General features: G+C 68.7%; 24 protein-coding genes. 10 read left to right on the forward strand and 14 right to left on the reverse strand.

The annotated features are described in order from the left end of the window. Positions 1-73: 73 nt before the first annotated feature. From LHP98_RS04885 to LHP98_RS04895, 3 genes are all read right to left on the reverse strand, one after another. On the reverse strand, positions 74-850 hold the full coding sequence (locus tag LHP98_RS04885) for an enoyl-CoA hydratase-related protein (protein ID WP_227251349.1): 777 nt from the start codon (positions 848-850) through the stop codon (positions 74-76). Between the two features lie 68 nt (positions 851-918). Beyond that, positions 919-1,395 carry a cytochrome c-type biogenesis protein CcmH gene (locus LHP98_RS04890; protein ID WP_227251350.1) on the reverse strand — a complete coding sequence of 159 codons (477 nt, stop codon included), beginning with the start codon at positions 1,393-1,395 and terminating at the stop codon, positions 919-921. Next, positions 1,392-3,359, reverse strand: coding sequence for a heme lyase CcmF/NrfE family subunit (locus LHP98_RS04895; RefSeq protein WP_227251351.1), 1,968 nt, complete (start codon positions 3,357-3,359; stop codon positions 1,392-1,394). Before LHP98_RS04895 ends, LHP98_RS04890 begins: the two co-directional genes overlap by 4 nt. A 174-nt stretch (positions 3,360-3,533) precedes the next feature. Between LHP98_RS04895 and rocF the strand changes: the two genes are divergently transcribed. Next, positions 3,534-4,457 carry an arginase gene (rocF, locus tag LHP98_RS04900; protein WP_227251352.1) on the forward strand — a complete coding sequence of 308 codons (924 nt, stop codon included), beginning with the start codon at positions 3,534-3,536 and terminating at the stop codon, positions 4,455-4,457. A gap of 64 nt (positions 4,458-4,521) precedes the next feature. Here rocF and LHP98_RS04905 read toward each other — a convergent pair whose 3' ends face one another. Further along, positions 4,522-5,562 carry a lysine-2,3-aminomutase-like protein gene (locus LHP98_RS04905; RefSeq protein ID WP_227251353.1) on the reverse strand — a complete coding sequence of 347 codons (1,041 nt, stop codon included), beginning with the start codon at positions 5,560-5,562 and terminating at the stop codon, positions 4,522-4,524. A gap of 148 nt (positions 5,563-5,710) precedes the next feature. Between LHP98_RS04905 and gyrA the strand changes: the two genes are divergently transcribed. From gyrA to gluQRS, 6 genes are all read left to right on the forward strand, one after another. Next, positions 5,711-8,428 carry a DNA gyrase subunit A gene (gyrA, locus tag LHP98_RS04910; RefSeq protein WP_227251354.1) on the forward strand — a complete coding sequence of 906 codons (2,718 nt, stop codon included), beginning with the start codon at positions 5,711-5,713 and terminating at the stop codon, positions 8,426-8,428. Continuing rightward, positions 8,415-8,735, forward strand: coding sequence for a hypothetical protein (locus LHP98_RS04915; RefSeq protein ID WP_227251355.1), 321 nt, complete (start codon positions 8,415-8,417; stop codon positions 8,733-8,735). The genes gyrA and LHP98_RS04915 overlap by 14 nt, the downstream gene beginning before the upstream one ends. Before the next feature lie 139 nt (positions 8,736-8,874). After that, positions 8,875-9,618 (forward strand): hypothetical protein, encoded by a 744-nt coding sequence (locus LHP98_RS04920; protein ID WP_227251356.1) that lies wholly within the window; start codon positions 8,875-8,877, stop codon positions 9,616-9,618. Positions 9,619-9,736: 118 nt separating this feature from the next. Next, positions 9,737-10,087 carry a DUF6614 family protein gene (locus LHP98_RS04925; RefSeq protein WP_227251357.1) on the forward strand — a complete coding sequence of 117 codons (351 nt, stop codon included), beginning with the start codon at positions 9,737-9,739 and terminating at the stop codon, positions 10,085-10,087. 38 nt (positions 10,088-10,125) lie between these two features. Beyond that, positions 10,126-11,454, forward strand: a complete 1,329-nt coding sequence (trmFO, locus tag LHP98_RS04930) for a methylenetetrahydrofolate--tRNA-(uracil(54)-C(5))-methyltransferase (FADH(2)-oxidizing) TrmFO (RefSeq protein ID WP_227251358.1) — start codon at positions 10,126-10,128, stop codon at positions 11,452-11,454. After that, on the forward strand, positions 11,442-12,272 hold the full coding sequence (gluQRS, locus tag LHP98_RS04935) for a tRNA glutamyl-Q(34) synthetase GluQRS (protein ID WP_227251359.1): 831 nt from the start codon (positions 11,442-11,444) through the stop codon (positions 12,270-12,272). Before trmFO ends, gluQRS begins: the two co-directional genes overlap by 13 nt. Here the strand turns inward: gluQRS and hisI are convergent. After that, positions 12,250-12,606, reverse strand: a complete 357-nt coding sequence (hisI, locus tag LHP98_RS04940; protein ID WP_227251360.1) for a phosphoribosyl-AMP cyclohydrolase — start codon at positions 12,604-12,606, stop codon at positions 12,250-12,252. The genes gluQRS and hisI overlap by 23 nt on opposite strands. 62 nt (positions 12,607-12,668) lie before the next feature. On the opposite strand from hisI, the gene LHP98_RS04945 reads away from it, so the two are divergent. Continuing rightward, a complete protein-coding gene (locus LHP98_RS04945; protein WP_227251361.1) occupies positions 12,669-13,112 on the forward strand; it encodes an iron-sulfur cluster assembly scaffold protein in 444 nt (147 codons plus the stop codon). A gap of 362 nt (positions 13,113-13,474) precedes the next feature. Here the strand turns inward: LHP98_RS04945 and recG are convergent, their stop codons facing one another. The 4 genes from recG to LHP98_RS04965 all read right to left on the reverse strand — a co-directional run bounded on the left by recG (position 13,475) and on the right by LHP98_RS04965 (position 18,846). Further along, complete coding sequence (gene recG, locus LHP98_RS04950) at positions 13,475-15,562, reverse strand: ATP-dependent DNA helicase RecG (RefSeq protein ID WP_227251362.1); 2,088 nt, start codon at positions 15,560-15,562, stop codon at positions 13,475-13,477. Continuing rightward, positions 15,559-17,688 (reverse strand): NAD-dependent DNA ligase LigA, encoded by a 2,130-nt coding sequence (gene ligA, locus LHP98_RS04955; RefSeq protein WP_264473579.1) that lies wholly within the window; start codon positions 17,686-17,688, stop codon positions 15,559-15,561. The genes recG and ligA overlap by 4 nt, the downstream gene beginning before the upstream one ends. A gap of 54 nt (positions 17,689-17,742) precedes the next feature. Continuing rightward, positions 17,743-18,459, reverse strand: coding sequence for a response regulator transcription factor CtrA (gene ctrA / locus LHP98_RS04960; RefSeq protein ID WP_227251364.1), 717 nt, complete (start codon positions 18,457-18,459; stop codon positions 17,743-17,745). A 108-nt stretch (positions 18,460-18,567) separates the two neighbouring features. Then, complete coding sequence (locus tag LHP98_RS04965) at positions 18,568-18,846, reverse strand: DUF1153 domain-containing protein (RefSeq protein WP_227251365.1); 279 nt, start codon at positions 18,844-18,846, stop codon at positions 18,568-18,570. Positions 18,847-18,984: 138 nt separating this feature from the next. On the opposite strand from LHP98_RS04965, the gene mnmA reads away from it, so the two are divergent. Next, positions 18,985-20,124: a tRNA 2-thiouridine(34) synthase MnmA gene (gene mnmA / locus LHP98_RS04970; RefSeq protein WP_227251366.1), complete on the forward strand. Its 1,140-nt coding sequence runs from the start codon at positions 18,985-18,987 to the stop codon at positions 20,122-20,124. A gap of 145 nt (positions 20,125-20,269) precedes the next feature. Beyond that, a complete protein-coding gene (locus LHP98_RS04975) occupies positions 20,270-20,647 on the forward strand; it encodes a hypothetical protein (protein ID WP_227251367.1) in 378 nt (125 codons plus the stop codon). A 19-nt stretch (positions 20,648-20,666) separates the two neighbouring features. Here the strand turns inward: LHP98_RS04975 and lpxB are convergent, their stop codons facing one another. The 5 genes from lpxB to LHP98_RS05000 all read right to left on the reverse strand — a co-directional run bounded on the left by lpxB (position 20,667) and on the right by LHP98_RS05000 (position 24,544). Further along, a complete protein-coding gene (lpxB, locus tag LHP98_RS04980; RefSeq protein ID WP_227251561.1) occupies positions 20,667-21,818 on the reverse strand; it encodes a lipid-A-disaccharide synthase in 1,152 nt (383 codons plus the stop codon). Further along, positions 21,815-22,624 carry an LpxI family protein gene (locus LHP98_RS04985; protein ID WP_227251368.1) on the reverse strand — a complete coding sequence of 270 codons (810 nt, stop codon included), beginning with the start codon at positions 22,622-22,624 and terminating at the stop codon, positions 21,815-21,817. Before LHP98_RS04985 ends, lpxB begins: the two co-directional genes overlap by 4 nt. Then, complete coding sequence (lpxA, locus tag LHP98_RS04990; protein ID WP_227251369.1) at positions 22,621-23,427, reverse strand: acyl-ACP--UDP-N-acetylglucosamine O-acyltransferase; 807 nt, start codon at positions 23,425-23,427, stop codon at positions 22,621-22,623. Before lpxA ends, LHP98_RS04985 begins: the two co-directional genes overlap by 4 nt. 4 nt (positions 23,428-23,431) lie before the next feature. Next, positions 23,432-23,893 (reverse strand): 3-hydroxyacyl-ACP dehydratase FabZ, encoded by a 462-nt coding sequence (gene fabZ / locus LHP98_RS04995; protein WP_227251370.1) that lies wholly within the window; start codon positions 23,891-23,893, stop codon positions 23,432-23,434. Between the two features lie 84 nt (positions 23,894-23,977). Further along, the gene (locus LHP98_RS05000; RefSeq protein ID WP_227251371.1) at positions 23,978-24,544 is read right to left on the reverse strand and encodes an OmpH family outer membrane protein; all 567 of its coding nucleotides are present in this window, start codon (positions 24,542-24,544) and stop codon (positions 23,978-23,980) included. Positions 24,545-24,593 lie beyond the last annotated feature (49 nt).

The following is a 24,593-nucleotide window of genomic DNA, read 5'->3' on the forward strand; positions in this document are numbered from 1 at the left end:
GCAGCGCCCGGATGGGCGGCGCCGTCAAGAGCCCTGCCGGCGTTGAAGCAGATCAGCGCAGATGCGCGGTGCCTCAGGCCCCGCGAAACCGCGGCGGGCGCTTTTCCAGAAAGGCCGCGACGCCTTCGCGGAAATCTTCGGTACGGCCGCAAATGCCCTGCAGCCGGGCCTCCACGGCCAGGGCGGCGTCAAGGTCACGCTCGAAGCTGCCGCGCAAGGTTTCGCGCAGCGCGCGGTAGGCCACGGTCGGGCCGTTGGCCAGATGGGCGGCGCGCGCGGCGACATGAGCCGCAAAGTCGGCATCGGGCACGGCTTCCCAGATCATGCCCCAGTCGGCGGCCTGCCGGGCGGAGATCTTCTCGGCGAAAAGCGCCGTGCCCAGCGCCCGGGCCAGGCCAATCTGGCGGGGCAGCCAGTGCGTGCCGCCGGCATCCGGAATCAGGCCGATGCGGGTGAAGGCCTGGATGAAGCTGGCGCTTTCGGCCGCGATCACCACGTCGCAGGCCAGCGCAAGGTTGGCCCCTGCCCCGGCCGCCGCCCCGTTCACGGCGGCGATCACCGGCACCGGGCTGTCGGTAATCAGCCGCAGCAGCGGCACGTATTCGTCGTTCAGGATGCGCTCGAAATCGACCGCCTCGATCCGGCCGGCATCGTTCAGGTCCTGCCCCGAGCAGAAGGCACGCCCCATCCCGGTGATCACGATGCAACGGGCCCTGGCCTGCGCCGCGCGCAGCGCCGCGGCCAGTTCCAGCCGCAGCGCCGAGGACAGCGCGTTCATCACCTCGGGGCGGTTCAGGGCCAGGGTCGTCACCCCGCCGTCCTCGCTTGCCCGGATCGTCTGCCAAGCCATCGCGCCGCCTCCTCTTTGCGGCCCGCAGTCTAGCCCCGCGCAGGCCCCGCGAAAGGCAGAACGCCGCGTCACCGCTTGAGGATTTCCTTCAGCCGGGCTTCCTCATCGGCGCTCAGCCCGGTCTCGGGCGCGGTCTTGCGGCGGAACGCGGCCAAGGCGATGCCGCCGCCAAGGGCCAGCATCGCAGGACCGGCCAGCCAGAGGATCAGGTTCGACCCGGTGGCGCGCGGGTTGTAAAGGATGAACTCGCCATAGCGGGCGACAAGAAAGTCGATCACCTGGTCGTCGCTGTCCCCGGCCACCAGCCGCTCGCGCAGGATGATGCGCAGGTCGCGGCTGATGGTGGCGTTGGAATCGTCGATCGATTCGCCCTGGCAGACCGGGCAGCGGATCTGCCGGCTGATGTCTCGGGCGCGGGCCTCGAGTGCAGGATCGGCCAGGATCTCGTCGGGCTGCACCGCCAGCGCGGGCGTTGCCAGCGCCAGACCGATCGCCAGGATGCAGGCCGGGGTTCCACCCCACCACCGCTTGCGAACCACGCTCATTCCGCGGGCACCCCCTGCACCGATGCCTTGCGCGCCCCGGCGGCCACCCGGTAGCGCCGGTCGGTCAGGCTGAGGAACCCGCCCAGCGCCATCAGCGCGGCGCCGGTCCACAGCCAGCTTGCGAAGGGCTCGATATAGCCGCGCACGGCCCAGCCGCCGCCCTGCTGCGGGTCGCCGATCACCAGGTAAAGGTCGCGGAACAGGCCCTGGTCGATGGCGGCCTCGGTGGTGGGCATGGCCTGCACCGGATAGACACGCTTTTCGGGGAACAGCGTGGCGACCGGCGCGCCGTCCTTCGTCACCAGCATTTCGGCGGTGGTCGAGGTGTAGTTCGGCCCCTCGACCTGGCGCACGTCCTTGAGGGTCACCTCATAGGACCCCAGCGGGAAGGTCTCTCCCAGCTTGGCGATGCGGATGTCCTCGACCTTCCAGGCATGCAGGGCGGCGACGGCGAAGATGACGATCCCAAGGCCGGCATGGGCCGTGGCCTTGCCCCAGTCGGCCCGTGGCAGGCGGATCAACCGGCCAGGGCGGTTCGCCCCGCGCCCGGTGCGCGCCCAGAGGTCGGTCAGCGCCCCGAAGACCAGCCAGCCGCCAAGGCCCAGCCCCACCGGCCCCAGGGCCGAGCGGCCGGTCTGCATCGCCCAGGCCAGCGCCGCCAGCGCCAGCGCCAGCACCGCGGCCGGGACCAGGCTGCGCAGCGACCGGCTCAGGCTGCCGCGCTTCCAGGCCAGCATCGCCCCGGGCGGCAGGATCACGGCCAGGGCCACGGCAAAGGGCGTGAAGGCGGCGTTGAAGAAGGGCTCGCCCACCGAAACGGTGCGGCCCATCACGATTTCCGCGATCAGGGGCCAGATGGTGCCGATGAAGACCACGAAGGCCGAGACGGCGAGAAGGATGTTGTTGGCCACCAGGGCGCCCTCGCGGCTGACCATGCCGAACAAGCCCTTCGACTCCATCGCGCTGGCGCGCAGCGCGAACAGCAGCAATGCACCGCCGGTGAAGAAGCCAAGGATCGCCAGGATGAACACCCCGCGGGCGGGGTCCGACGCGAAGGAATGGACCGAAGTGATGACGCCCGAGCGCACGATGAAGGTGCCGATCAGCGAAAAGCCGAAGGCGAGGATGGCCAGCAGGATGGTCCAGCTTTTCAGCGCCTCGCGCTTTTCCACCACGATGGCGCAGTGCAGCAGGGCGGCGGCCAGGAGCCAGGGCATGAAGCTGGCGTTCTCGACCGGGTCCCAGAACCAGAACCCGCCCCAGCCCAGTTCGTAATAGGCCCACCAGGACCCCAGCACGATGCCGATGGTCAGGAACACCCAGGCGGTCAGCGTCCAGGGCCGCACCCAGCGGGCCCAGGCGGCGTCCACCCGGCCCTCGATCAGGGCCGCAACGGCAAAGGAGAAGGCCATCGAAAGGCCGACATAGCCAAGGTAGAGAAACGGCGGATGGAAGGCCAGGCCGGGGTCCTGCAAGAGCGGGTTCAGGTCGGCGCCGTTCAAGGGCGGCTCGGCCAGGCGCCAGAACGGGTTCGAGGTGAAGATCAGGAAGGCCAGGAAGGCCACCCCGATCGCGCCCTGCACGCCGATCACCCGGGCGCGCAGCGCGGCCGGAAGGTTCGCCCCGAACACCGCGACGGCGGCTCCGAACAGTGCCAGGATCAGCACCCACAGGTGCAACGAGCCCTCGTGGTTGCCCCAGACGCCGGTGACCTTGTAGAGCATCGGCTTCAGCGTGTGGCTGTTCGCCGTGACCACGGCAAGCGAGAAATCGGACTTCACGAAGGCCCAGGTCAGCACCCCGAAGGAAAACGCGACCAGCGCCAACTGGGTCACCGCGGCGGGCACCGCCAGCCCCATCAGCGCCGGATTGCGCGCCTGCGCGCCGTAGAGCGGCAGAATGGACTGCACCAGCGCCACCATCAGGGCCAGGATCAGGGCATAGTGGCCAAGTTCTACGATCATCTGAGCGGTCTCTCCCTTGCGGCACCCTGCATCCTAGTGGGCGCGGCGCGCGCTTCCAATGGGCCGCGTGCGTGGGTCGCGTCAATGTGCATTCGGCTGGCGGCTTTTGCGGCTCTGGGGGTGGTAGGGGCCGGTCGGGCCGGTATAGTCGTCCGGAACGGCACGGAGGACCCCATGGCCAGATGCATCCTGATCGGCGCGCCCATCGACAGCGGGCAACGGCGCCCCGGCTGCCTGATGGGCCCGGCCGCCTATCGCGTGGCGGGCCTTGCCCAGGCCATTGCCGCCGAGGGGCACGGGGTCGAGGACTGGGGCGATCTGGCGCTGCCCGCGCTGCGGCCCGTGACCTGCGCCAACCCGGTGGTGCATTCCCTGGCCGAGACGGTGGGCTGGACCGAGGTGCTGATGGACCGGGTGGACGATGCCCTGTCGCAGGGCGGCCTGCCGATCATCCTGGGCGGCGACCATTCGCTGGCGCTGGGCTCGGCCGCCGGGGCGGCGGCCTTTGCCGAACGCCAGGGCCGGCCGCTGTTCCTGCTGTGGCTGGACGCGCATTCCGACTTTCACACCCCGCTGACCAGCACCAGCGGAAACCTGCACGGCACGCCGCTGGCCTATATTGCGGGCCGCGAGGGGTTCGACGCCTTTCCGCCGTTTCCTGCCCCGGTGCCCGCCCCGCGCATCTGCATGTTCGGCATCCGCTCGGTCGATCCGGCGGAACAGGCGGCAATGCTGGAACGCGACATCGCCATCAACGACATGCGGGTGATCGACGAACGCGGCATCGGCGCGCCGCTGCGCGAGTTCCTTGCCGCCTGCCGCGCGGCGGGCGGAATGCTGCACGTCAGCCTGGACGTCGATTTCCTCGACCCCTCCATCGCGCCGGGTGTCGGCACCACGGTGCCGGGGGGGACGACCTTCCGCGAGGCGCATCTGGTGGCCGAGCTCTTGCACGACAGCGGCCTTGTCAGCAGCCTGGACCTGGTGGAACTGAACCCCTTTCTCGACGACCGTGGCATGACGGCGCGGCTGATGGTCGATCTGGTCGGCTCGATCATGGGCCGCAAGGTGTTTGACCGGCCCACGCGGGCCAAGTGACCGGCCGCGGCCGGGGGTTTCACACCCCCGGACCCCCGTGGGATACTTGTCCAGAGAGGAAGGGCTAGAGGTCCTTGTAGCTGTGACGGTTGCGGTTCGGGTCGGTCACGATCCAGCCGCCCTGCCCGTCAGGTTCCAGGTAGTCAGGCCCCACCGGCACCTTGCCGTGGCCGCCGGGAATATCCAGCACATAGGTCGGCTGGGCGATGCCCGACAGGCGGCCGCGCAGGGCCGCCATGATCGCCTGGCCTTCCGCCAGCGGCAGACGGAAGTGGCCGGTGCCTTTGGCAAGGTCGGGGTGGTGCAGGTAGTAGGGCTTGACCCGCTGCGCGATCAGCTTGCGAAACAGCGCTTCCAGCGTATCGGCATCGGCGTTCACGCCCTTCAGCAGCACCGTCTGCGACAACAGCGGAATGCCGGCGCGGGTCAGCCGGCGCAGGGCGGCGGCGGCCTCGGGCGTGATCTCGTCGGGGTGGTTGATGTGGATCACCAGCCAGACCGGCAGCCGGCCGTCCAGCGCCGCGACCAGTGCCTCGGTCACCTTTTCGGGGGCCACGACCGGAATGCGGCTGTGGAAGCGGATCACCTCAAGCGCGGGGATCGCTTCCAGCGCGCGCAACATCGCCGACAGCCGCCGGGGCGATAGGGTCAGCGGGTCGCCGCCGGTGAAGATCACCTCGCGGATCTGCGGGCTGGCCCGCAGGTAAGCCAGCGCCGAGGCGAAGTCGGCATCGGACAGGGCGCCGGTGTCGCCCACCTTTTCGCGACGAAAGCAGAAGCGGCAGTAGACCTCGCAGGTTTGCGTGGCGTGCAGGATGGCGCGGTCGGGGTAGCGGTGGGTCAAGCCGGGCACCGGGCGGTGGGCGTCGTCGCCGATCGGGTCGATGCGCTCTTCGGGGCGGATGTCCAGTTCGGCGGAGGAGGGCACGATCTGCGCCCGCACGCCGGCGCTGTCCAGCGGCAGGGCCGGGGGAATGCGGATGCGGAAGGCCGCCGCGACCGCCGTCAGGGCGCCGCGGTCGGCGGCCTTGGCCAGGCCCTTGCGCACCAGGTCTTCGACTGTGGTCAGGGCGCGGGGGGCGGGCGGGCGCAGGGCATCGGTCATCGCCGCGGCGTCCTACCGGCGGCGCCGCGCCGCCGCAAGGGGCGAGCCGCGGACAAAGGCGCCTCCCCTGCCATTGCACCCCATCTGCGGTATGGTGTAACCTGCAACCAACAAAATCTGGGCCCTTTGCGGGCAGACAAGGCAGATCGTGGTCGATACCCCGGAAGACACTGAAAACAAGGGCGAAACGCCCGAGCGGCCGGCCTACCACGGCCCCCAGGTCGACATCGCGCAAGAGATGCGGACGGCCTATCTCGACTATGCGATGAGCGTGATCGTCAGCCGCGCCATCCCCGACCTGCGCGACGGGCTGAAGCCGGTGCACCGGCGCATCCTGTTTGCAATGAGCGAGACCGGAAACACCCACGACAAACCCTATCGCAAGTCGGCCCGGCCGGTCGGCGACACCATGGGGAAATACCACCCCCACGGCGACAGCGCGATCTATGACGCGCTGGTGCGCATGGCACAGCCGTTCTCGATGTCGCTCAAGCTGCTGGATGGTCAGGGCAACTTCGGCAGCATGGACGGCGATACCGCCGCGGCAATGCGCTATACCGAAGTGCGGATGGACAAGCCGGCGGCCTTTCTGCTGGCCGACATCGACAAGGACACCGTCGATTTTCAGGACAACTATGACGGCAAGGACCGCGAACCCACCGTCCTGCCGGCGCGATTCCCCAACATGCTGGTCAACGGCGCGGGTGGCATTGCGGTCGGCATGGCGACCAATATCCCACCGCACAATCTGGGCGAAGTCATCGACGCCACCCTGGCCCTGATCGCCAACCCCGACATCAGCATGGAGGCGCTGATGGAGATCATCCCGGCGCCGGACTTTCCCACCGGCGCGCTGATCCTGGGCCGCTCGGGCGCCCGCAAGGCCTATCTCGAAGGCCGCGGCAGCGTGATCATCCGCGCCCGCACGCACATCGAAGAGATTCGCAAGGACCGCTGGGCCATCGTCCTGGACGACGTGCCTTATCAGGTGAACAAGGCCTCGATGATCGAGAAGATCGCCGAGATGGTGCGCGAAAAGCGGATCGAGGGCATCTCGAACGTTGCCGACGAAAGCGACCGCATCGGCGTGCGGGTGGTGATCGAACTGAAGCGCGACGCCACGCCGGACGTTGTGCTGAACCAGTTGTTCCGCTTCACGCCGATGCAGATCAGCTTCGGCTGCAACATGCTGGCCCTGAACGGCGGCCGGCCGGAAACCCTGACCCTGCGTGATTTCCTAAGCCATTTCATTACCTTCCGTGAGGAAGTGGTGGCCCGCCGCACGGCCCATGAATTGCGCCGCGCACGCGAGCGCAGCCATATCCTCTGCGGTCTGGCGGTGGCGGTGTCGAACGTGGACGAGGTGGTGGCCACCATCCGCTCCTCCGCCGACCCGGCCGAGGCGCGTGACCGCCTGATGACGCGGCGTTGGCCGGCGCATGACATCGCGCCCTACATCCGGCTGATCGACGACCCCACCCACCCGATCAACGAGGACGGCACCTACAACCTGTCCGAGGCCCAGGCCCGCGCCATTCTGGACTTGCGGTTGCAGCGGCTGACCGCGATGGGCGTCAAGGAAATCACCGACGAGCTGGAGGAACTGGCCGGCAAGATCAAGGATTACCTTGAGATTCTCGGCTCGCGCGACCGCATCATGGCGATCATCTCGGCCGAACTGGCCGAGGTGAAGGCGCTGTTCGCCGTGCCGCGCCGGACCGAGATCGTCGATTGGGAAGGCGATCTTGACGACGAGGACCTGATCGAGCGCGAAGAGATGGTCGTTACCATCACATCGGGCGGCTATATCAAGCGCACCCCCCTGGCCGAGTTCCGCAGCCAGAACCGCGGCGGCAAGGGCCTGGCCTCGATGCAGACCAAGGAAGACGATGTGGTGACGACGCTTTTCGTCTCCAATACGCACACTTGGCTGTTGTTCTTCACAACCGATGGCATGGTCTACAAGCTGAAGACCTGGCGCCTGCCGCTGGCCGGCCGCACCGCCAAGGGCAAGGCCATGGTCAACATCCTGCCGATCGAGACGGGCATTTCCATCGCCGCGCTGATGCCGGTGGATGTGCCGGAAGAAGACTGGGCCAACCTGCAGATCGTCTTTGCCACCAGTGACGGCGACGTGCGGCAGAACGACCTTTCCGACTTCACCAACGTCATGCGCAACGGCAAGATCGCGATGAAACTGCCCGAGGGCGTCAGCCTGGTGAACGCCGCCATCGCGGATGAGAATGACGATGTCATGCTGGTCACCCACCTGGGCCGCGCCATCCGTTTCCCCACGACGGAAATCCGCGTGTTCAAGTCGCGCGGCAGCACCGGCGTGCGCGGCATCCGCCTGGGTGGCGGAGACCGTGTGGTCAGCATGTCGATCATCCGCCACTTCGAGGCCACCCCGGAAGAGCGCGAGGCCTATCTCAAGCAGCGCCGCCTTGTGGCCGGCGTGACCGAGGACGAGGCCGACGACGAGGAAGAGACCGTCGCGGCCGGCCAGCTGTCGCCCGATCGCTATGCCGAGATGTCGGCGGCGGAAGACCTGATCCTGACCATCACCGCGGGCGGGTCGGGCAAGCTGTCGTCCAGCCACGATTATCCGGTGCGCGGGCGCGGCGGCATGGGCGTCAAGGCGATCTCGCCGGGGCCGCGCGGCGGGCGCATCGTCGCCAGCTTCCCGGTCGAGTTGCCGGACCAGATCATGCTGGCCACCTCGACCGGCCAGTCGATCCGGGTGCCGGTCGAGCAGATCAGCTTCCGGTCCCGCAGCGCGGGCGGCGTGCGGGTGTTCAACGTCGGCGCCGACGAAGAAGTGGTGTCGGTCGCCCGCGTCGCCACCGAGGCCGATGACACCGCTTGAGGCGCGCCTGGCCGCGCTTGCAGCGGCGGGGGCCACCGTGACCTATGGCGCGCTGGCGCGCGATCTGGGCCTGCGGATGGGCGAGTTGACGGCCGCGCTTGAGGCGACGATGGACGCTGACGCGGCGGCGGGCCGACCGTTTCGGGCCGCCGTCTGCGCCGGACGGCTGGCCCAGGGACTGCCTGCAGCGGGGTTCTTCCTCAAGGCCGCCGAACTGGGGCGGTTTGGCGCGGGCGACGATCCGGCGGGCTTTGCCACGGCCCAGCGGGCGGCGCTGCAGGCGGCAGCGCCGTTAACCGACAGTTAAGGTTTCTCTTCCGTGAATCGGTGTTCGCAGGCATAGCAGAGGCAACGGGCCAGCGCCCGGCGGATGGCGAAGCCTCCGAACCAACCCTCTCCGGCTCGGCGTTCAGAAGGTGCCCCCCGGCCCAGACCCTTGGTGCCCCATGTCGCGCCCGTTGACCCTTGCCGCCGTTCTGCTTGCCCTTGCCCCGACCCTGCCCGCCCAGGCCGACAGCCTGGGCCTGACCTGGGCCACGATCTCGGCCGGCGTCGATGGCGACGAGCAGCCCTTTGCCAGCCTGTCGGGCGACTGGAAGATCGGCAGCGCGCATGGCCTGCAGTTCGGCCTCGGCTTTGCCGACCGACCGGACGGCGCCCTGCTTTCGGTCGACGCCCATCTGTATCTGATGCCGAAACCCGGCCGCAAATACGGCTTCTATGCCAGCGTCGCCGACATCGACGGCCGCAGCGTGACCACCGTCGAAGGCGGCGTGGCGGGGATGCTGGCGCTTGGCGACCGCACCGTCGTGCAAGCCCGCGCCGGGGCCGGCATGTCGAATGCCGACCTGGATTGGCTGACCGTCTCGGCAGGGCTTTCGCATGATGTCAGCGACAGGTTGCGGATCTACGGCGGCGTCATGCTGACGGAATTCGACGAAACCGCCTTCCGCGCCCTTGCGCACGAGGTGCGCGCCGGGGTCCGCTACCGGGTGGCCGGGGCAACCCAGGTGACGCTGGCGGTGGTGCAGGACGGGCTGTCGGGGCGCAACGGAGCGCCGTCCGACACGCGGCTGGAACTGGGCGTAAGCTGGACCTTCGGCGGTTCGGGTAGCGGCGATCCGGTCGCCGACCACGCCTTCGACACGCCGCAGCCGGTGGATGTCCTGTTCCGGCGCGGGTTGTTCTAGCCTCCCCGCCGCGGGGCCGGGGGAACGCACCCCGCGGCCCCGGGGGCCGGGATGCGGCTGCGGTTAAGCGTCTGGAAACCTGTCCGTGGTTTGATTCGGTCCGCAAAGGAGGACCCGGATGAACCTCTATCACTGCTTGATCGAACTTCGCCCCGAGGCGCGGGCTCTGGTCTTCGCCCAGGCTTGCTCGCACTGGATGGAATACCTCCAGGCGCAGGGTCTCATCACCGGCTGGCAGCTTCTGCGCCGCAAGTTCGGCCTTGGCTCCGGCGTGCACACCGACTTCCTGCTTGAGGTCGAACTGCCAAATCTGGCCACGCTGGACACGGCGTTCTCTGTCCTGGCAAAGGCGGATGACGAAGCGACGCGGCGCTACGACCAGATGCACGGCATGATCGCGCAGGCCGACGTCGGCCTTTACCGCCCCTACCCCGACGCAACCCAGCGCGAACGCATCGCCCTGATCTGACGGTTGAACTGGCGGGGCCCGGGCGATACATCGCCGGCATGGAATCCCTTCACATCATCGGCGGCGGCATGGCCGGGTCCGAGGCCGCCTGGGCCGCCGTGCGCCTGGGCGTGCCGGTGGTGATCCACGAGATGCGGCCCCGCGTCGGCACCTTCGCCCACCGCACCGGGCTGTTCGCCGAGATGGTCTGTTCCAACTCGTTCCGGTCCGACGATGACGAACGCAACGCCGTAGGCCTGCTGCATTGGGAAATGCGGGCGGCGGGCGGCCTTACCATGGAAATGGCTGCCCGGCACCGGCTGCCGGCAGGCGGCGCGCTGGCGGTGGACCGCGATCCCTTTGCCGAAAGCGTCACCGAACGGCTGCGCTCGCATCCGCTGGTTTCCGTTGTAGAGGAAGAGGTTACAGAGCTTCCCTCAGAAGGGCACTGGATCATCGCCACCGGACCGCTGACCAGCAGCGCGCTGGCCGAAAGCCTTCGCGCCGAAACCGGCGCCGAGGCATTGGCCTTCTTCGACGCCATCGCCCCCATCGTCTATGCCGACAGCGTCGACATGTCGGTGGCCTGGATGCAAAGCCGCTACGACAAGGGCGAGACGGTTGCCGAGCAGACCGCCTACATGAACTGCCCGATGGACAAGCCGCAGTATGAGGCCTTCATTGACGCCTTGATGGCCGCCGAAAAGACCACCTTCCACGAGGGTGAGACGGCAGGCTATTTCGACGGCTGCCTGCCCATCGAAGTGATGGCCGAGCGCGGCCGCGAAACCCTGCGCCACGGGCCGATGAAGCCGGTCGGGCTGACCAACGCCCACAAGCCGGACCAGAAGCCCTATGCCGTGGTGCAACTGCGCCGCGACAACAAGCTGGGCACGCTCTACAACATCGTCGGCTTCCAGACCAAGATGAAATACGGCGCGCAAGTTGATGTTTTCAGGCTGATTCCTGGCCTTGAGGGCGCCAGTTTCGCGCGTCTGGGCGGGATCCACCGCAACACCTTCCTCAACGCGCCCACGCTGCTCGACGCGCAGATGCGGCTGCGGTCGCGCCTGAACCTCCGCTTTGCCGGCCAGATCACCGGCGTCGAGGGCTATGTCGAAAGCGCGGCCATGGGCCTTTTGGCGGGGCGGATGGCCGCAAGCGAGATCCTTGGCCGAACCCTGCCACCGCCGCCGCCGGAAACCGCCATGGGCGCCTTGGTGACCCACATCACCGGCGGGGCCGAGGCGAAGACCTTCCAGCCGATGAACGTGAACTTCGGCCTCTTCCCCCCGATCGACGCCAGGGGCGGACGCAAGGGCCGCAAGGACCGCTACAAGGCCTATACCGACCGGGCGAAGGACGCCTTCCTCGCATGGCTCGGGTAACCCGCTTCGCGCCCTCGCCGACCGGTCCCCTGCACCTTGGCCATGCCTATGCGGCGTTGGTGGCGGCGGCACGGGGCGACCGGTTCCTGCTGCGGATCGAGGACATCGACTGCGCGCGGTCGCGCCCGGAGTGGGAAGCAGCGATCTTTGACGACCTGGCCTGGCTGGGCCTGGCTTGGGAAACCCCGGTGATGCGGCAGTCCGACCGCCTGCCCGCCTATCAGGCCGCGCTGGCGCAGCTGCAGGCCGAGGGCCTGACCTACCATTGCACCTGCACCCGCGGCGACATCCGCGCGGCCCTCTCGGCACCGCAGGAAGGCGTGATCGGGCCCGACGGGCCGGTCTATCCCGGCACCTGCCGGGACAAGGGCCATGCGACGGGCGCGGTGCGGATGAACATGGGCGCCGCGATGGCGCGGTTGGGCGCGGTGGCGTTCACCGAGACCGGCACCCGGCCAGGGCTGTGGCGCTACGACGCCCAGACCCTGTGCCGTGACGTCGGAGACGTCGTCCTGGCGCGCCGCGACATCGGCACGTCGTATCATCTGGCCGTGGTGGTGGATGATGCGGCCCAAGGGATCACCGAAGTCACCCGCGGCGAGGACCTGTTCGGGGCGACAGCGATTCACGTGGTTCTTCAGGGCCTTCTGGGCCTGCCGACCCCGCTGTACCACCACCACCGCCTGATCCGCGACGCGGCCGGAAAGCGGCTGGCCAAGCGGGACGACGCCCGCGCGCTGTCGAAATACCGCGCCGAGGGCGCGACACCCGCCGATATCCGGCGGATGGTCGGCCTCACATCGGCTGGGACAGGATGACCTCTGCCCCCTCACGCACCGCCGTATAGAAACACGACCGGCGGTTGGTGTGGCAGGCCGGGCCTTGCTGTTCGACCAGCGCCAGCAGGCAATCGCGGTCGCAGTCCAGCCGCAACTCGATCAGCCGCTGGACGTGCCCCGAGGTCTCGCCCTTCACCCAGAACTCGGCCCGCGAGCGGCTCCAGTAGGTGACGCGCCCGGTCTCCAGCGTCCGCGCCACCGCGGCGGCGTTCATCCAGGCCAGCATCAGCACCTCGCCGCTGGCGTGGTCCTGCGCGATGCAGGGAATCAGGCCGTCGGCATCATACCTCAGGCTTGCCGGATCGAAGGCCATGGCGGTTCTCCTTGGCGGGGCTGGTTTGCGGCATTACATAGGGGGCCGCAGGAGGGCAAGGGATGAGCGACGCCGATCTCGTCAAGCTGTATTCGGGCCGCATCCTGGCCCTGGCCGCCGATATCCCGCATCTGGGCCGGCTGCCCTCGCCGCAGGGAACGGCGCGGAAACGCTCGCCGCTCTGCGGATCCACCGTCACCGCGGATGTGGTCCTGCGCGGCGGCCGGGTGGCCGAATTCGCGCAGGACGTGAAGGCCTGCGCCCTGGGGCAGGCTTCGGCCGCCGTGCTGGGGCGCGCGGTGCTGGGGCGAAGCCTGGCCGAGCTTGAGGCCGCACGCGACGCCCTGCGCGCCATGCTTCAGGCCGGCGGGCCGGTGCCGGCGGCGCCCTTCGACGGCTATGAGGTGCTGCTGCCGGCGCGGGATTATCGCAATCGCCACGCCTCGATCCTGCTTGCGCTTGAGGCGGTCTGTGACGCCTTTGCCCAGGCCGAACAGGCCGCCTGAACCCCGGATAAAAAAACCGCCGCGCACCCGATGGGGTGGCGGCGGCAGGAGCGTGTCTGAGGCGCGCGACGGGCAACCGCAAAGGGGACAGGCGGGTTGCGCGGGCCTTGGGGACAGACCGCAGGCAGAAAGGGTCAGACGGCGCCGGGCAGGGCAAGCGCCGCAAACAGCACGACGAACAGCAGAGCCACGCCCAGCAGATCCTCGGCCAGCGAGGCATCGGCACGCAAGGTCTTGAGTCGGGCGATCATGGTCGGCACTCCCTGTTCGTGTTGCCGTATTGTTCTCATGACGCGAACGATTCGTAAAGAACTTTTTAAGAACATTTGAGGACACGCCGTGAACAGCCGAGTCGCCGGCCGCTACCCTACTGAGATCAGCCTTATCGCCCGGTCCTGATCCAAGAGCCACAGCAGCAGCCGCGCCGCCTTGCCGCGCGGGCCTTCCAGCGCCGGATCGGCGGCCAGCAGCGCCCGCGCGTCCATCTGCGCCACCGCCATCAGCGCCGACTGCCGTTCCAGATCGGCCACCCGGAACTTCGGCAGGCCGCTCTGCGCGGTGCCGATCAGGTCGCCCGCCCCGCGCATCGCCAGGTCTTCCTCGGCAATGCGAAAGCCGTCCTCGGTGTCGCGGATCGTCTTCAGCCGCCGCTCGCCGCCTTCGGTCAGCGGCGGCTGGTACATCAGCAGACAGGTCGAACCTTGCGTGCCCCGCCCGACCCGGCCGCGCATCTGATGCAACTGCGCCAGACCGAAGATCTCGGCCCGTTCAATGACGATGATTGTCGCATTGGGCACGTTCACCCCGACCTCGATCACCGTCGTCGCCACCAGCACGGCGGTTTCCCCGGCCACGAAGCGCGCCATCGCGGCGTCCTTTTCGGCGGGCGGCATCTGGCCGTGCACCAGCCCGACCCGCCCCTCTCCCAGGGCCGCGCGCAGGTGCTGGAAGCGTTCCACCGCCGAGGCGAGGTCGACCACCTCGCTTTCCTCGACCAGCGGGCAAACCCAATAGGCCTGCCGCCCCTCGGCAATGGCGCGGCGGAGGTGGTCGACCACTTCGTCGCTGCGCGCCGCCGAGACCAGCGCGGTCTTGATCGGCTTGCGGCCCGCCGGCTTCTCGTCCAGAACCGAGACATCCATGTCGCCATAACTGGCCAGTGCCAGGCTGCGCGGGATCGGCGTCGCCGTCATCACCAGCACGTCGGCCGCCTGCCCCTTGGCGCCCAGCTCCATCCGCTGCGCCACGCCGAAGCGGTGCTGTTCGTCCACCACCGCCAGGCGAAGGTCTTGAAACTCCACGCCCTTCTGGAACACCGCATGGGTGCCGAGAAGAATGTCGATCCGCCCCGCGGCCAGGTCGGCCAGCTTCGCCGCACGCTCCGCCCCCTTGTCGCGGCCGGTCAGGATGTCCACCCGCACCCCGGCGGCGGCGGCGAGGGGCTGCAGCGCCTCCAGGTGCTGGCGGGCCAGAATCTCGGTCGGGGCCATCAGCACGCCCTGCCCGCCCGATTCCACCGCGACCAGCAGCGCCAGAAAGGCGACCAGGGTCTTGCCGGCGCCGACGTCGCCCTGCAGCAGGCGGTTCATCCGCAGGCCCGAGGCCATGTCGGCGGCGATCTCCTGCACCGCCCGCTCCTGCGCCGCCGTCGGGGCATAGGGCAGGCTCCCCAGCACCTTGCGCTGCAAGGCGCCGGTGCCGGTGCTGGAAATCCCCTTGCCCCGCCGCATCTTCTGCCGCGCCAGCGACAAGGTCAGCTGATGGGCGAACAATTCGTCATAGGCCAGCCGCTGCCGGGCCGGATGCGTATGCGCCACCCCGGCGGCATCCTTCGGCGCATGCGCCGCGGCCACCGCCTCGCGCCAGTCGGGCCAACCCTCGCGCGCCTTCAGTGCCGGATCGATCCACTCCGGCAGCACCGGCGCCCGGATCAGCGCCCCGGCCACCGCCTTCTGGATCAGCTTCTGCGTCACCCCCGCGGTCAGAGGATAGACCGGCTCATAGGCCGGCAAATCGCCCGCCTCTTCGGGGCGCAGCACATGGTCGGGATGGACCATCTGCGCCAGGCCATCGAACAACTCGACCTTGCCGCTGACCAGCCGGCGCTGGCCGGTGGGCAGCAGGGTCTGCAGATAGTCGCCGCGGGCATGAAAGAAGACCAGCGCCCAGTCCAGCCGCGCGTCGCGCACGTTCACCCGGTAGGGGCCGCCCTTCTTTCGCGCCGGAACGTGGCTGCCCACCTCGACCTCGACCGTCAGCGTCGCCGGCGGGGTCACGTCGCGCACGCTGGCCCGTCGGGTGCGGTCGGTGCCGGAACTCGGCAACAGGAACAGCAGGTCCTTCGGGCGGCGGACCTCCAGCGCCTCGAAAGCCCGCGCGGTCTTCTCGCCGACCCCGTCGAGCGTTTCCAGCTCGGCGAAGAGCGGGAACAGGATTTCCGGGCGGCTCATGCTTGCCCGATGAGGGCGAGCCAGGCGTCCTCGTCGATGATCTTGATACCCAGCTTCTCGGCCTCCTTGGCCTTTGACCCTGCGCCGGGGCCGGCGATGACAAGGTCGGTCTTCGCACTGACGGACCCCGCGACCTTCGCACCCAAGGCCTCGGCCCGGGCCTTTGCCTCGGCCCGGGTCATCCGCTCCAGCGTGCCGGTGAAGACGATGGTCTGGCCGGCGACCGGGCTGTCGCTGGCGGCAGCGGCGACCGGCAGGACGGTCAGCTGGGCGACCAGGGCGTCGATGGCCACGCGTTCGGCGGGGTTGCGGAAGGCCTCGGTCAGGCTGGTGGCCAGAGTCTCGCCCACGCCGTCGATGGCGGTCAGTTCGGCCCAAGCGACGTTGCCGGGTTCGGCGGTGGTCATCGCGGCCTCGAAGGCGCCCCAGGTGCCATAGTGCCGGGCAAGCAGGCCCGCGGCGGCCTCGCCGGCGTGGCGAATGCCCAGGGCGAAGATCAGGCGATCCAGCGGGATGGTCCGCCTGGCCTCGATGGCCGCAAACAGCTTGGCCACCGAGGTTTCGCCATAGCCGTCCCGGTTTTTCAGCTTCTTCAGTGGGTTGGCGGAATCTCTTGCGGCAAGGGTGAAGACGTCTGCGGGGGTCTTAACCGGCAGGTCCGGGTCGGCGAAGAACATCTCGATCTGCTTTGCCCCCAGGCCGTCGATGTCGAAGGCCCCGCGCGAGACGAAGTGCTTCAGCCGCTCGATGCCCTGCGCCGGGCAGATCAGCCCGCCGGTGCAGCGGCGGACGGCGTCGCCCTCCTCGCGATGGGCGGGGCTGCCGCATTCCGGGCAGACCTGCGGAAAGACGAAGGGAAAGGCCCCCTCGGGGCGTTGCGACAGGTCCACGTCGGCGACCTTGGGGATCACGTCGCCGGCGCGGTAGACCTGCACCCAGTCGCCGATGCGGATGTCCTTGGACTTTCCGTTTTCGTCGGGCCGGATCGTGTTGCCGCGGGAGTCGCGGCCGGCGATGTAATCCTCGTTGTGCAAGGTGGCATTGCTGACCACCACGCCGCCCACCGTGACCGGCGTCAGCCGCGCCACCGGTGACAAGGCGCCGGTGCGGCCGACCTGGATGTCGATGGCTTCCAGCCGGGTCCAGGCCAGTTCGGCAGGGAATTTGTGCGCGATCGCCCAGCGCGGGGTGGACGAGCGAAAGCCGAGGCGGTGTTGCAAGGCAAGGTCGTTCACCTTGTAAACCACGCCGTCGATGTCATAGCCCAGCGTCGCCCGCTGCGCCTCGATGGCGCGATATTGTGCCAGCAGCGCCTCGGGGCCATCGCAGAGGCTGGTCAGCGGGTTGGTCTGAAAGCCGAAGGCGCGCAGCCGGGCGATGGCGTCGAACTGCGTGGCCGCCAGCGGTTCGGACAGCTGACCCCAGCTGTAGGCGAAAAAGCGCAATGGCCGTGCGGCGGTAATCGTCGCGTCCAGCTGGCGCAACGACCCGGCGGCGGCGTTGCGCGGATTGGCAAAGGTCCTGTCGCCGGCCGCGGCCTGGCGTGCGTTCAGCGCGGCAAAGTCGGCGTGGGACATGTAGACTTCGCCCCGCACCTCCAGCACCTGCGGCGCACCGTCCACCCGGGCCGGAATGTCGTCAATGGTCAGGGCATTGTCGGTGACGTTCTCGCCTACCTCGCCATCGCCCCGCGTCGCGGCCTGCACCAGCCGGCCGGCTTCATAGCGCAAGGACAGCGACAGCCCGTCGATCTTCGGCTCGGCGGTGAACAGCAGCGGCCCGGCATGCCCCAGGTATTTCCGCACCCGGTCGACGAAATCGGCCACATCGACCTCGGCGAAGGCGTTTTCCAGGCTGAGCATGCGCACCGCATGGGCGACCTTGCCAAAGCCCTCGGCCACCGCCCCGCCAACCACGTCCGAAGGGCTGTCGGCCCGCTTCAGCGCCGGAAACCGGGCCTCGATCTCGGCGTTCCGCAGCTTCAGCGCGTCATATTCGGCATCCGAGATCTCGGGGGCGTCGCGGGTGTGATAGGCCTCGTTCGCCGCGGCGATGCGCGCGGCAAGGTCGGCCAGGTCCGCCAGAGCCTCGTCCATGGTCAGTTGATCGACTGGCTTCGGCTCCATCACCCCCTCCGCAGTGCGGACAGACGTTAGGCGGTGGCTCCGGGCAGGTAAAGATCAGGCAGAGGCAGCCAGGCGCGGTGCGGTCTTTTCGGTGACGGCCGGATCGCGCAGCACATAGCCGCGGCCCCAGACGGTTTCGATGTAGTTCTCGCCGCCGGTCGCCTCGGCCAGCTTCTTGCGCAGCTTGCAGATGAAGACGTCGATGATCTTCAGTTCCGGCTCGTCCATGCCGCCGTAGAGGTGGTTGAGGAACATCTCCTTGGTCAGCGTGGTGCCCTTGCGCAGCGAAAGCAGTTCCAGCATCTGGTATTCCTTGCCGGTCAGATGCACCGCCTTGCCCTCGGTCTCGACCGTCTTGGCGTCCAGATTCACGGTGATGCTGCCGGTGCGGATCACCGACTGGCTGTGCCCCTTGGACCGGCGGATGATGGCGTGGATGCGCGCGACCAGTTCCTCGCGGTGGAACGGCTTGGTCATGTAGTCGTCGGCCCCGAAGCCGAAGCCCTTGAGCTTGTTCTCAGTGTCGTCGGCGCCCGAAAGGATCAGGATCGGCGTTTCCACCTTGGACAGGCGCAACTGACGCAGCACCTCATGCCCCGACATGTCGGGCAGGTTCAGGTCCAAGAGGATCAGGTCGTAGTCATACAGCTTGGCAAGGTCGATCCCGTCTTCGCCCATGTCGGTGCAATAGACGTTCAGGTTCGCGTGGGTCAGCATCAACTCGATGCTGCGCGAGGTGGTGGGATCGTCTTCGACGAGAAGAATGCGCATCGGGGGCTCCGCTCAAGGGTCGTCGTGGGTCGGGTCATCTTCGTTAACGACATTGGCGGGCAATGGTTAACGCAAGGTTACTTATCCAGAGCGGGAGCGATAAACAATTTAAAGTTGTCTGTACTTCTGAATCGCCGTGACCTTCAGGGCCTTTTCGCCATGCTGCTCGATCGCCTGGCGCCAAAGCGCGAATTCTTCCTCGGACAGCGCGTAGCGATCCAGCGCCTCGGACTGGGTGATCAGCCCGTAGAGCACGGCCTTGACCACCACCGCCTTGCGGCTGGCGACCCAGCGGTGGGTGTCCGGCGGCGGCAGATCGGCACGGCTGAGGATGGTCCCATCCGGCAAGGTCACCTGGCGCGGCCCGTCCACTTTCTTCAGATACATGGGAAACACACCCTGTTCCGTTCCTGCATTGCCGGGCAGATTGGGCGATCGGGCTTAAGCAATGCTGAAAGCCGGGGTTGAGGATGCCGCGGATTTTCCTATATTCCAGCAGTTAAGTTTTTCCCCCGGACAAGACCGATGCCGCGCGACCTGACCCTCAACTCGCTGGGGCTGCCCAAGGCCCCTGCCGACACCCGCGTCGTGGTGGCGATGTCGGGCGGTGTCGACTCGTCGGTGGTCGCGGCGATGCTCAAGGACGAAGGCTATGACGTCGTCGGCGTGACCCTGCAATTGTATGACCATGGTGCTGCGCTGGCAAAGAAGGGCGCCTGTTGCGCCGGGCGCGACATTCACGATGCCCGCCGGGTGGCCGAAACCATGGGCTTTCCGCATTACGTTCTGGATTACGAAAACGTATTCCGTGAATCCGTCATTGAGGAATTCGCCGATGCCTATCTGGCGGGCGCGACTCCGGTGCCCTGCATCCGCTGCAACGAGCGGGTCAAGTTCAAGGACCTGATGGCCACGGCGCGCGACCTTGATGCCGACTGCATGGCCACCGGCCACTACATCCAGCGCAAGCTGGGCCAGGCCGGGCCGGAACTGCACCGGGCGGCAGACGCCGCCCGCGACCAGTCGTATTTCCTGTTCTCGACCACGGCCGCGCAACTGGATTACCTGCGCTTTCCCCTGGGCCATCTGGCCAGCAAGGCGGAAACCCGGGCGCTGGCGGCGCAGTATGGCCTGCCGGTGGCCGACAAGCCCGACAGCCAGGACATCTGCTTTGTGCCGCAGGGCAACTACGCGGCGGTGATCGAGAAGCTGCGCCCAGGGGCGGCCGAGCCGGGCGAAATCGTCGATCTCGATGGCACTGTGCTGGGCCTGCACCGCGGCGTGATCCACTACACCGTGGGCCAGCGCAAGGGCCTGGGGCTGGGCGGCCTGGGCGAGCCGCTCTATGTGGTGCGGCTGGAGGTGGACGCGCGCCGGGTGATCGTCGGGCCCAAGGCGGCGCTGTCCACCCGCATCGTGCCGCTGCGCGAGATCAACTGGCTGGGCGATCAGCCCTTCGACAGCCGCCCCGAATGGCATCTGGACGTGCGCGTCCGGTCCACCCGACCGCCCTGCCCGGCGGTGGTGCGGCCGCTGTCGGCCACCGAGGCCGAGGTTGAACTGATCGCGCCGGAAGACGGCGTCAGCCCCGGGCAGGCCTGCGCCTTCCATGCGCCCGAAGGCAGCCGCGTGTTCGGTGGCGGCTGGATCTGGCGCGGCCGCTAGGGACGAATTCACGGCCCTTTCACCGCAGTTTCCCGCGGCTTTCCCGGGCCGGGGCTTCTGACGGAAAGCCACAGGTGGCACACTGAAGGCGACCCGGAACTTCCCGGGGCCATCGGTGACACGCCCTTTCCGCAGGAGTATTTCCATGTTTCATGCTGGCACGGCCGCTGCCCGGGCGGCCCCCGTTCCCCCGCCGGCCTCTCCGCTCTGCCTGACCGCCGCGCAGGGGCTGGCCATGCTGAAGGCCGTGCCGGGCCTTGTCTGGTCGGACGAGGCCCGGGCCCAGGCCGAAGACCTGGCCGCCGTGCTGATCGACGGGCAGGAGGTCCGGGTGCCCCGCGGCGTGCTGCGTCGGCTGGAAACCTGCATTGACCCGGCGGTGATGGCGGAAGCTCTGCTTCTGGGCATGGCGGTGGTGATGGGGCTGACCACGGGGCGGCTGGACCGCGCGGCACTGGCCCGCCCGATCGAGATCCGTCCGCGCGACGGCGGTCTGGTCTTTGCCGTCAGCACGCGACCCTGATCCGAAGGACCGCCGCCTTTCAGTCCGCGGCCAGCGCCTTCAGCACCGACCGCGCGGCACGCAGACCCGGGGCCTCGCCGCCGCGGCCCAGGCGGTCCATGGTCAGGCGCATCGCCTCAGTCTGGGCACCGGGGCCTTGGTCCAAAAGCGCCAGCAGCGCGGGGGCAATCCTGTCGGCGCGGCAGTCGGGGCCGATGAATTCGGGCACGCTGCGGCTGTCCGAGACCAGGTTGACCAGCGTCACCGTGTCCACCCGGGCCATCCGCCGCATCAGCCACAGCGTCAGCGGCGCCATGTCATAGGCGATGACCATCGGGCAGCCTTGGGCGGCCAGTTCCAGGCTGACGGTGCCCGAAGCGGCCAGCGCCGCATCGGCGGCGGCGAAGGCGGCGGTGCGGATGGGCACATCGGGCGCGGTCAGGATCACCGGCGCGCCGGGCCAGTCCCTGGTGGCCTGGGTGACGTGCTGCGACAGGTGCGGCGGCGTCGGCAGCACCACGCGCAGGTCCGGATGGCGGGCCGCGACACGGGCTAGGGTCGCGCCGAAGGGGGCGATCAGCCGCGTCACCTCGCTGCGGCGCGATCCGGGAAGGGCGGCAACCAGCGGCGCCTCGGGGGCGATGCCATGGGCCTTGCGAAAGGCCAGCGCATCGGCCGGGCTGGCGACGGGTTCGGCGGTGACGGGATGGCCGACGAAATCGCAGCTCATCCCGGCGGCGGTCATGTAGGGCGGCTCGAACGGCAACAGCGCCAGCACATGGTCGATGACGCGGGCCATCTGTCCCGCCCGCCCCGGCCGCCAGGCCCAGACCGAGGGCGCGACGTAGTGGATCGTCTTCAGGCCCGGCCGCGCCGCCTTGACGATCTTCGCCACCCGCAGGCAGAAGTCGGGGCTGTCGATGGTGATCAGCGCGGCGGGGTCAGCCTCCAGCGCGGCCTCGGCCGCCTGACGGATGCGGCGCTTGAGCGGCAGATACTTCGGCAGCACCTCGACCAGCCCCATGACCGACAGCTCTTCCATCGGGAACAGGCTGGCCAGCCCTTCCGCCTGCATCGCCGGCCCGCCGATGCCTTCGAACCGGACGTCGGGCGCAAGCTCCTTCAGCCCGGCCATCAGCGCAGCACCCAGCCGGTCGCCCGAGGGTTCTCCGGCGATCAGGAACAGCTTCACGGCCGGCGCGACCACAGGAACAGCCCGTGGTCGGCGGCAACAACCTGCATCGCGGGCAGGTCAAGGCACAGGACCCCCCCCGCCTCCCAGGCGATGCCGCCCAGGCCCGCGGCGGCGGCGGCGGCCACGGTGGCGGGGCCAAGGGCCGGCAGGTCGATGCGGCGGTCCTGCAAGGGCTTGGGCGCCTTGTAGAGCAGCCCCCTGCCGGCCTGCGCGGGCGGGCGCAGACCCGCGGGCAAGCCGGCCACGGTGGCCAGCATGGCATCGGTGCCCGACAGGGTTTCGGTCGCCAGGCACAGGCCCTGCTGCACCACGCAGCCCTGGCCCACGTCGACCCGCCCCAGCGCCTCGGCAATCGCGGCGGCGCGGGTGGCGTCCTGCTGGTCGCGGTGGGTCAGCGCCCCGGCATACAGGCCCTCGGGCGGCACCAGCGCGGGGGCCACCTCGGCGGCGCCGACCACGGCGAACCCCTCTTCCTCGAACAGCGCGATCACCTCGCGCAGCGTGGCATCGTCGCCCTGCGCCAGCGACTGCATCAACCGAGGCACGATCTGCGCGGTGGCGGCATCGAACAGCGCCGGGTCCAGACGCGGCCGGCGGACGGCACCGGCAAAGCAGACCTGAGTGACCCCGGCGCCATGCAGGGCATTGAAGAACGGATACAGCCGCTCGATCCGGAAGCTCAGATCAGGCGTCAGGGCATCCGGCGGAAACCCGTCCAGCGCGGCGACAAAGGGGCACTGCGGCAGCGCCGCCACCAGCGCCGCCGGCAAGGCCCCTGCCCCGGCGATCAGCGCCAGCGTCATTTCGCGCCCTTGGGCGTCAGGAAGCTGCGACCGCTGTCGGCCAGAATGAACTCGGCCATGTCGCGGACCAGCGGGCTTTCGCTGTCTTCGGTCAGCCGGCGGGCGCGGTCCTGAAAGGTGCCCTCGCCCTGCGCCAGCGTCTGGTAGGCGGCGCGCAGCGCGGTGATCTCGGCGCGCTCCACGCCACGGCGCTTCAGCCCCACCAGGTTCAGCCCGTCCAACTCGCCGCGCGGAGCCTGCACCAGGCCAAAGGGGATGACGTCGTTCGTCACCATGGTGACGGCGCCGATGATCGCCCCCTGCCCGATCCGCACCCACTGGTGGATGCCCGACAAGCCGCCGACGATCACGTCGTCGCCCAGAACCACATGGCCGGCCACGGCGACGTGGTTGACCAGGATCACCCGGTTGCCGATCTGGGCATCATGGCCGACATGGGCGCCGGTCATGATCAGACAGTCGTCGCCCACCCGCGTCACCCCGCCGCCGCCCTCGGTGCCGGTGTTCAGCGTCGCGCCCTCGCGGATGCGACAGCGGGCGCCGATGACCAGACGGGTCCGCTCGCCCTTGTATTTCAGGTCCTGCGGCACCTCGCCGACACAGGCAAACGGCCAGATCGTGCAGTCATCGCCGATCTCGGTCCAGCCGGTGACCACGGCATGCGATTTCACCGTGACGCGGGCGCCAAGGCTGACCTCGGGGCCGATCACGGCAAAGGGTCCGACATAGCAATCCGGCCCGATCGTCGCGCCTTCCTCGACGAAGGCCGAGGGATGGATGACGACGGTGCCGTGAATCCTCATCGGCTCATGCCTTCGCCACGTCGAACATCGCCATGAACGTGGCCTCGCAGGCCAATTCGCCCTCGACCATCGCCCGGCCCTCGAACTTCCACACCCGGCCGCCGCCGCGCAGCGCGCGGACATGCAGTTCCAGCACGTCGCCCGGCACCACCTTGCGCCGGAACTTGACGCCGTCGACGCCCATGAAGAAGACCTTGGCGTTCTTGTCCACCAGGTCCATCGACAGGCCGACCAGCACACCGCTGGTCTGCGCCATCGCCTCGATGATCATCACGCCGGGAAAGATCGGCATCCCGGGGAAATGCCCGGTGAACTGCGGCTCGTTGATGGTGACGCATTTCACGCCCACGCATCTTTCGTTCACCACGATGTCCTTGACCTTGTCGATCAACAGGAACGGGTAGCGGTGCGGGATGATCCGCTGGATCAGGTCAAGATCGGCGGTGCTGACCGACTGGGCGTCCACGGGACGTGTCCTTCTCTGGGGCCGTGATTTTTTCCCTGCTAGCAACTTGCGACGACCGCGGCAAGTTCCGGCGCAGTCGCGAGCTCAGGGCGGCGCCGGAGCAGGTCCAGGTGCGGGTCCAGGTGCGGGTCCGGGCGCCAGTTCGGGGCTCGGTTCGGGGCTCGGTTCGGGCACCGCTTCGGGCGCCGGCAGGCGCACATCCAGCCTCTCGATGGCCATGTCGGTGATATCCAGCGAAGACAGCGACAGCACCACCGCCTGATCGGACAGGATCGCCACGGCACCCATCTCGCTCATCAATTCGCCCAGGATCGGAACCGCGGCCTCGAAAAAGGTCTTGCGCTGCTGGTCAAGCCGGTTGGTGATGTCACGCGACTTGGCGGCCTGGGCGGACCGGATTTCCTCGACCTTGGTGTCGAAAGCGGCGGCAAGCGGCGCGAAATCGGCCGGTGTCATGGTCTTGCGGCGCTCGGTCAGGTTGCGCTCTTCGGCCTCGAGCGCGGTCTCGATGCGGCGGTTCTCGGCGGCCAGTTCGGCGGTCTCGGCCTCGGCCCGGGCCAGGGCGGCGCGGCCATAGGCCGAAGCCTGGAACAAGCGGTCCTGGTTCACCGTCACCACCGGCACCGCCAGCGTCGCACCCGGCTCAACCATACCGTTTCCCGCCGCAGCTTCGGCCTGAGGTGCGGGATCGTCCTGCGCA

This window comes from Rhodobacter sp. Har01, from assembly GCF_020564565.1.
Classification (GTDB): Bacteria; Pseudomonadota; Alphaproteobacteria; order Rhodobacterales; family Rhodobacteraceae; genus Pseudogemmobacter.

Excerpts from the sequence above, each read along its gene's own strand:
- LHP98_RS04885 (WP_227251349.1), bottom strand. The coding sequence starts at position 850 with ATGGCTTGGCAGACGATCCGGGCAAGCGAGGACGGCGGGGTGACGACC.
- LHP98_RS04890 (WP_227251350.1), bottom strand. The coding sequence starts at position 1,395 with ATGAGCGTGGTTCGCAAGCGGTGGTGGGGTGGAACCCCGGCCTGCATC.
- LHP98_RS04895 (WP_227251351.1), bottom strand. The coding sequence starts at position 3,359 with ATGATCGTAGAACTTGGCCACTATGCCCTGATCCTGGCCCTGATGGTG.
- rocF (WP_227251352.1), top strand. The coding sequence starts at position 3,534 with ATGGCCAGATGCATCCTGATCGGCGCGCCCATCGACAGCGGGCAACGG.
- LHP98_RS04905 (WP_227251353.1), bottom strand. The coding sequence starts at position 5,562 with ATGACCGATGCCCTGCGCCCGCCCGCCCCCCGCGCCCTGACCACAGTC.
- LHP98_RS04915 (WP_227251355.1), top strand. The coding sequence starts at position 8,415 with ATGACACCGCTTGAGGCGCGCCTGGCCGCGCTTGCAGCGGCGGGGGCC.
- LHP98_RS04920 (WP_227251356.1), top strand. The coding sequence starts at position 8,875 with ATGTCGCGCCCGTTGACCCTTGCCGCCGTTCTGCTTGCCCTTGCCCCG.
- LHP98_RS04925 (WP_227251357.1), top strand. The coding sequence starts at position 9,737 with ATGAACCTCTATCACTGCTTGATCGAACTTCGCCCCGAGGCGCGGGCT.
- trmFO (WP_227251358.1), top strand. The coding sequence starts at position 10,126 with ATGGAATCCCTTCACATCATCGGCGGCGGCATGGCCGGGTCCGAGGCC.
- gluQRS (WP_227251359.1), top strand. The coding sequence starts at position 11,442 with ATGGCTCGGGTAACCCGCTTCGCGCCCTCGCCGACCGGTCCCCTGCAC.
- hisI (WP_227251360.1), bottom strand. The coding sequence starts at position 12,606 with ATGGCCTTCGATCCGGCAAGCCTGAGGTATGATGCCGACGGCCTGATT.
- LHP98_RS04945 (WP_227251361.1), top strand. The coding sequence starts at position 12,669 with ATGAGCGACGCCGATCTCGTCAAGCTGTATTCGGGCCGCATCCTGGCC.
- recG (WP_227251362.1), bottom strand. The coding sequence starts at position 15,562 with ATGAGCCGCCCGGAAATCCTGTTCCCGCTCTTCGCCGAGCTGGAAACG.
- ligA (WP_264473579.1), bottom strand. The coding sequence starts at position 17,688 with ATGGAGCCGAAGCCAGTCGATCAACTGACCATGGACGAGGCTCTGGCG.
- ctrA (WP_227251364.1), bottom strand. The coding sequence starts at position 18,459 with ATGCGCATTCTTCTCGTCGAAGACGATCCCACCACCTCGCGCAGCATC.
- LHP98_RS04965 (WP_227251365.1), bottom strand. The coding sequence starts at position 18,846 with ATGTATCTGAAGAAAGTGGACGGGCCGCGCCAGGTGACCTTGCCGGAT.
- mnmA (WP_227251366.1), top strand. The coding sequence starts at position 18,985 with ATGCCGCGCGACCTGACCCTCAACTCGCTGGGGCTGCCCAAGGCCCCT.
- LHP98_RS04975 (WP_227251367.1), top strand. The coding sequence starts at position 20,270 with ATGTTTCATGCTGGCACGGCCGCTGCCCGGGCGGCCCCCGTTCCCCCG.
- LHP98_RS04985 (WP_227251368.1), bottom strand. The coding sequence starts at position 22,624 with ATGACGCTGGCGCTGATCGCCGGGGCAGGGGCCTTGCCGGCGGCGCTG.
- lpxA (WP_227251369.1), bottom strand. The coding sequence starts at position 23,427 with ATGAGGATTCACGGCACCGTCGTCATCCATCCCTCGGCCTTCGTCGAG.
- LHP98_RS05000 (WP_227251371.1), bottom strand. The coding sequence starts at position 24,544 with ATGGTTGAGCCGGGTGCGACGCTGGCGGTGCCGGTGGTGACGGTGAAC.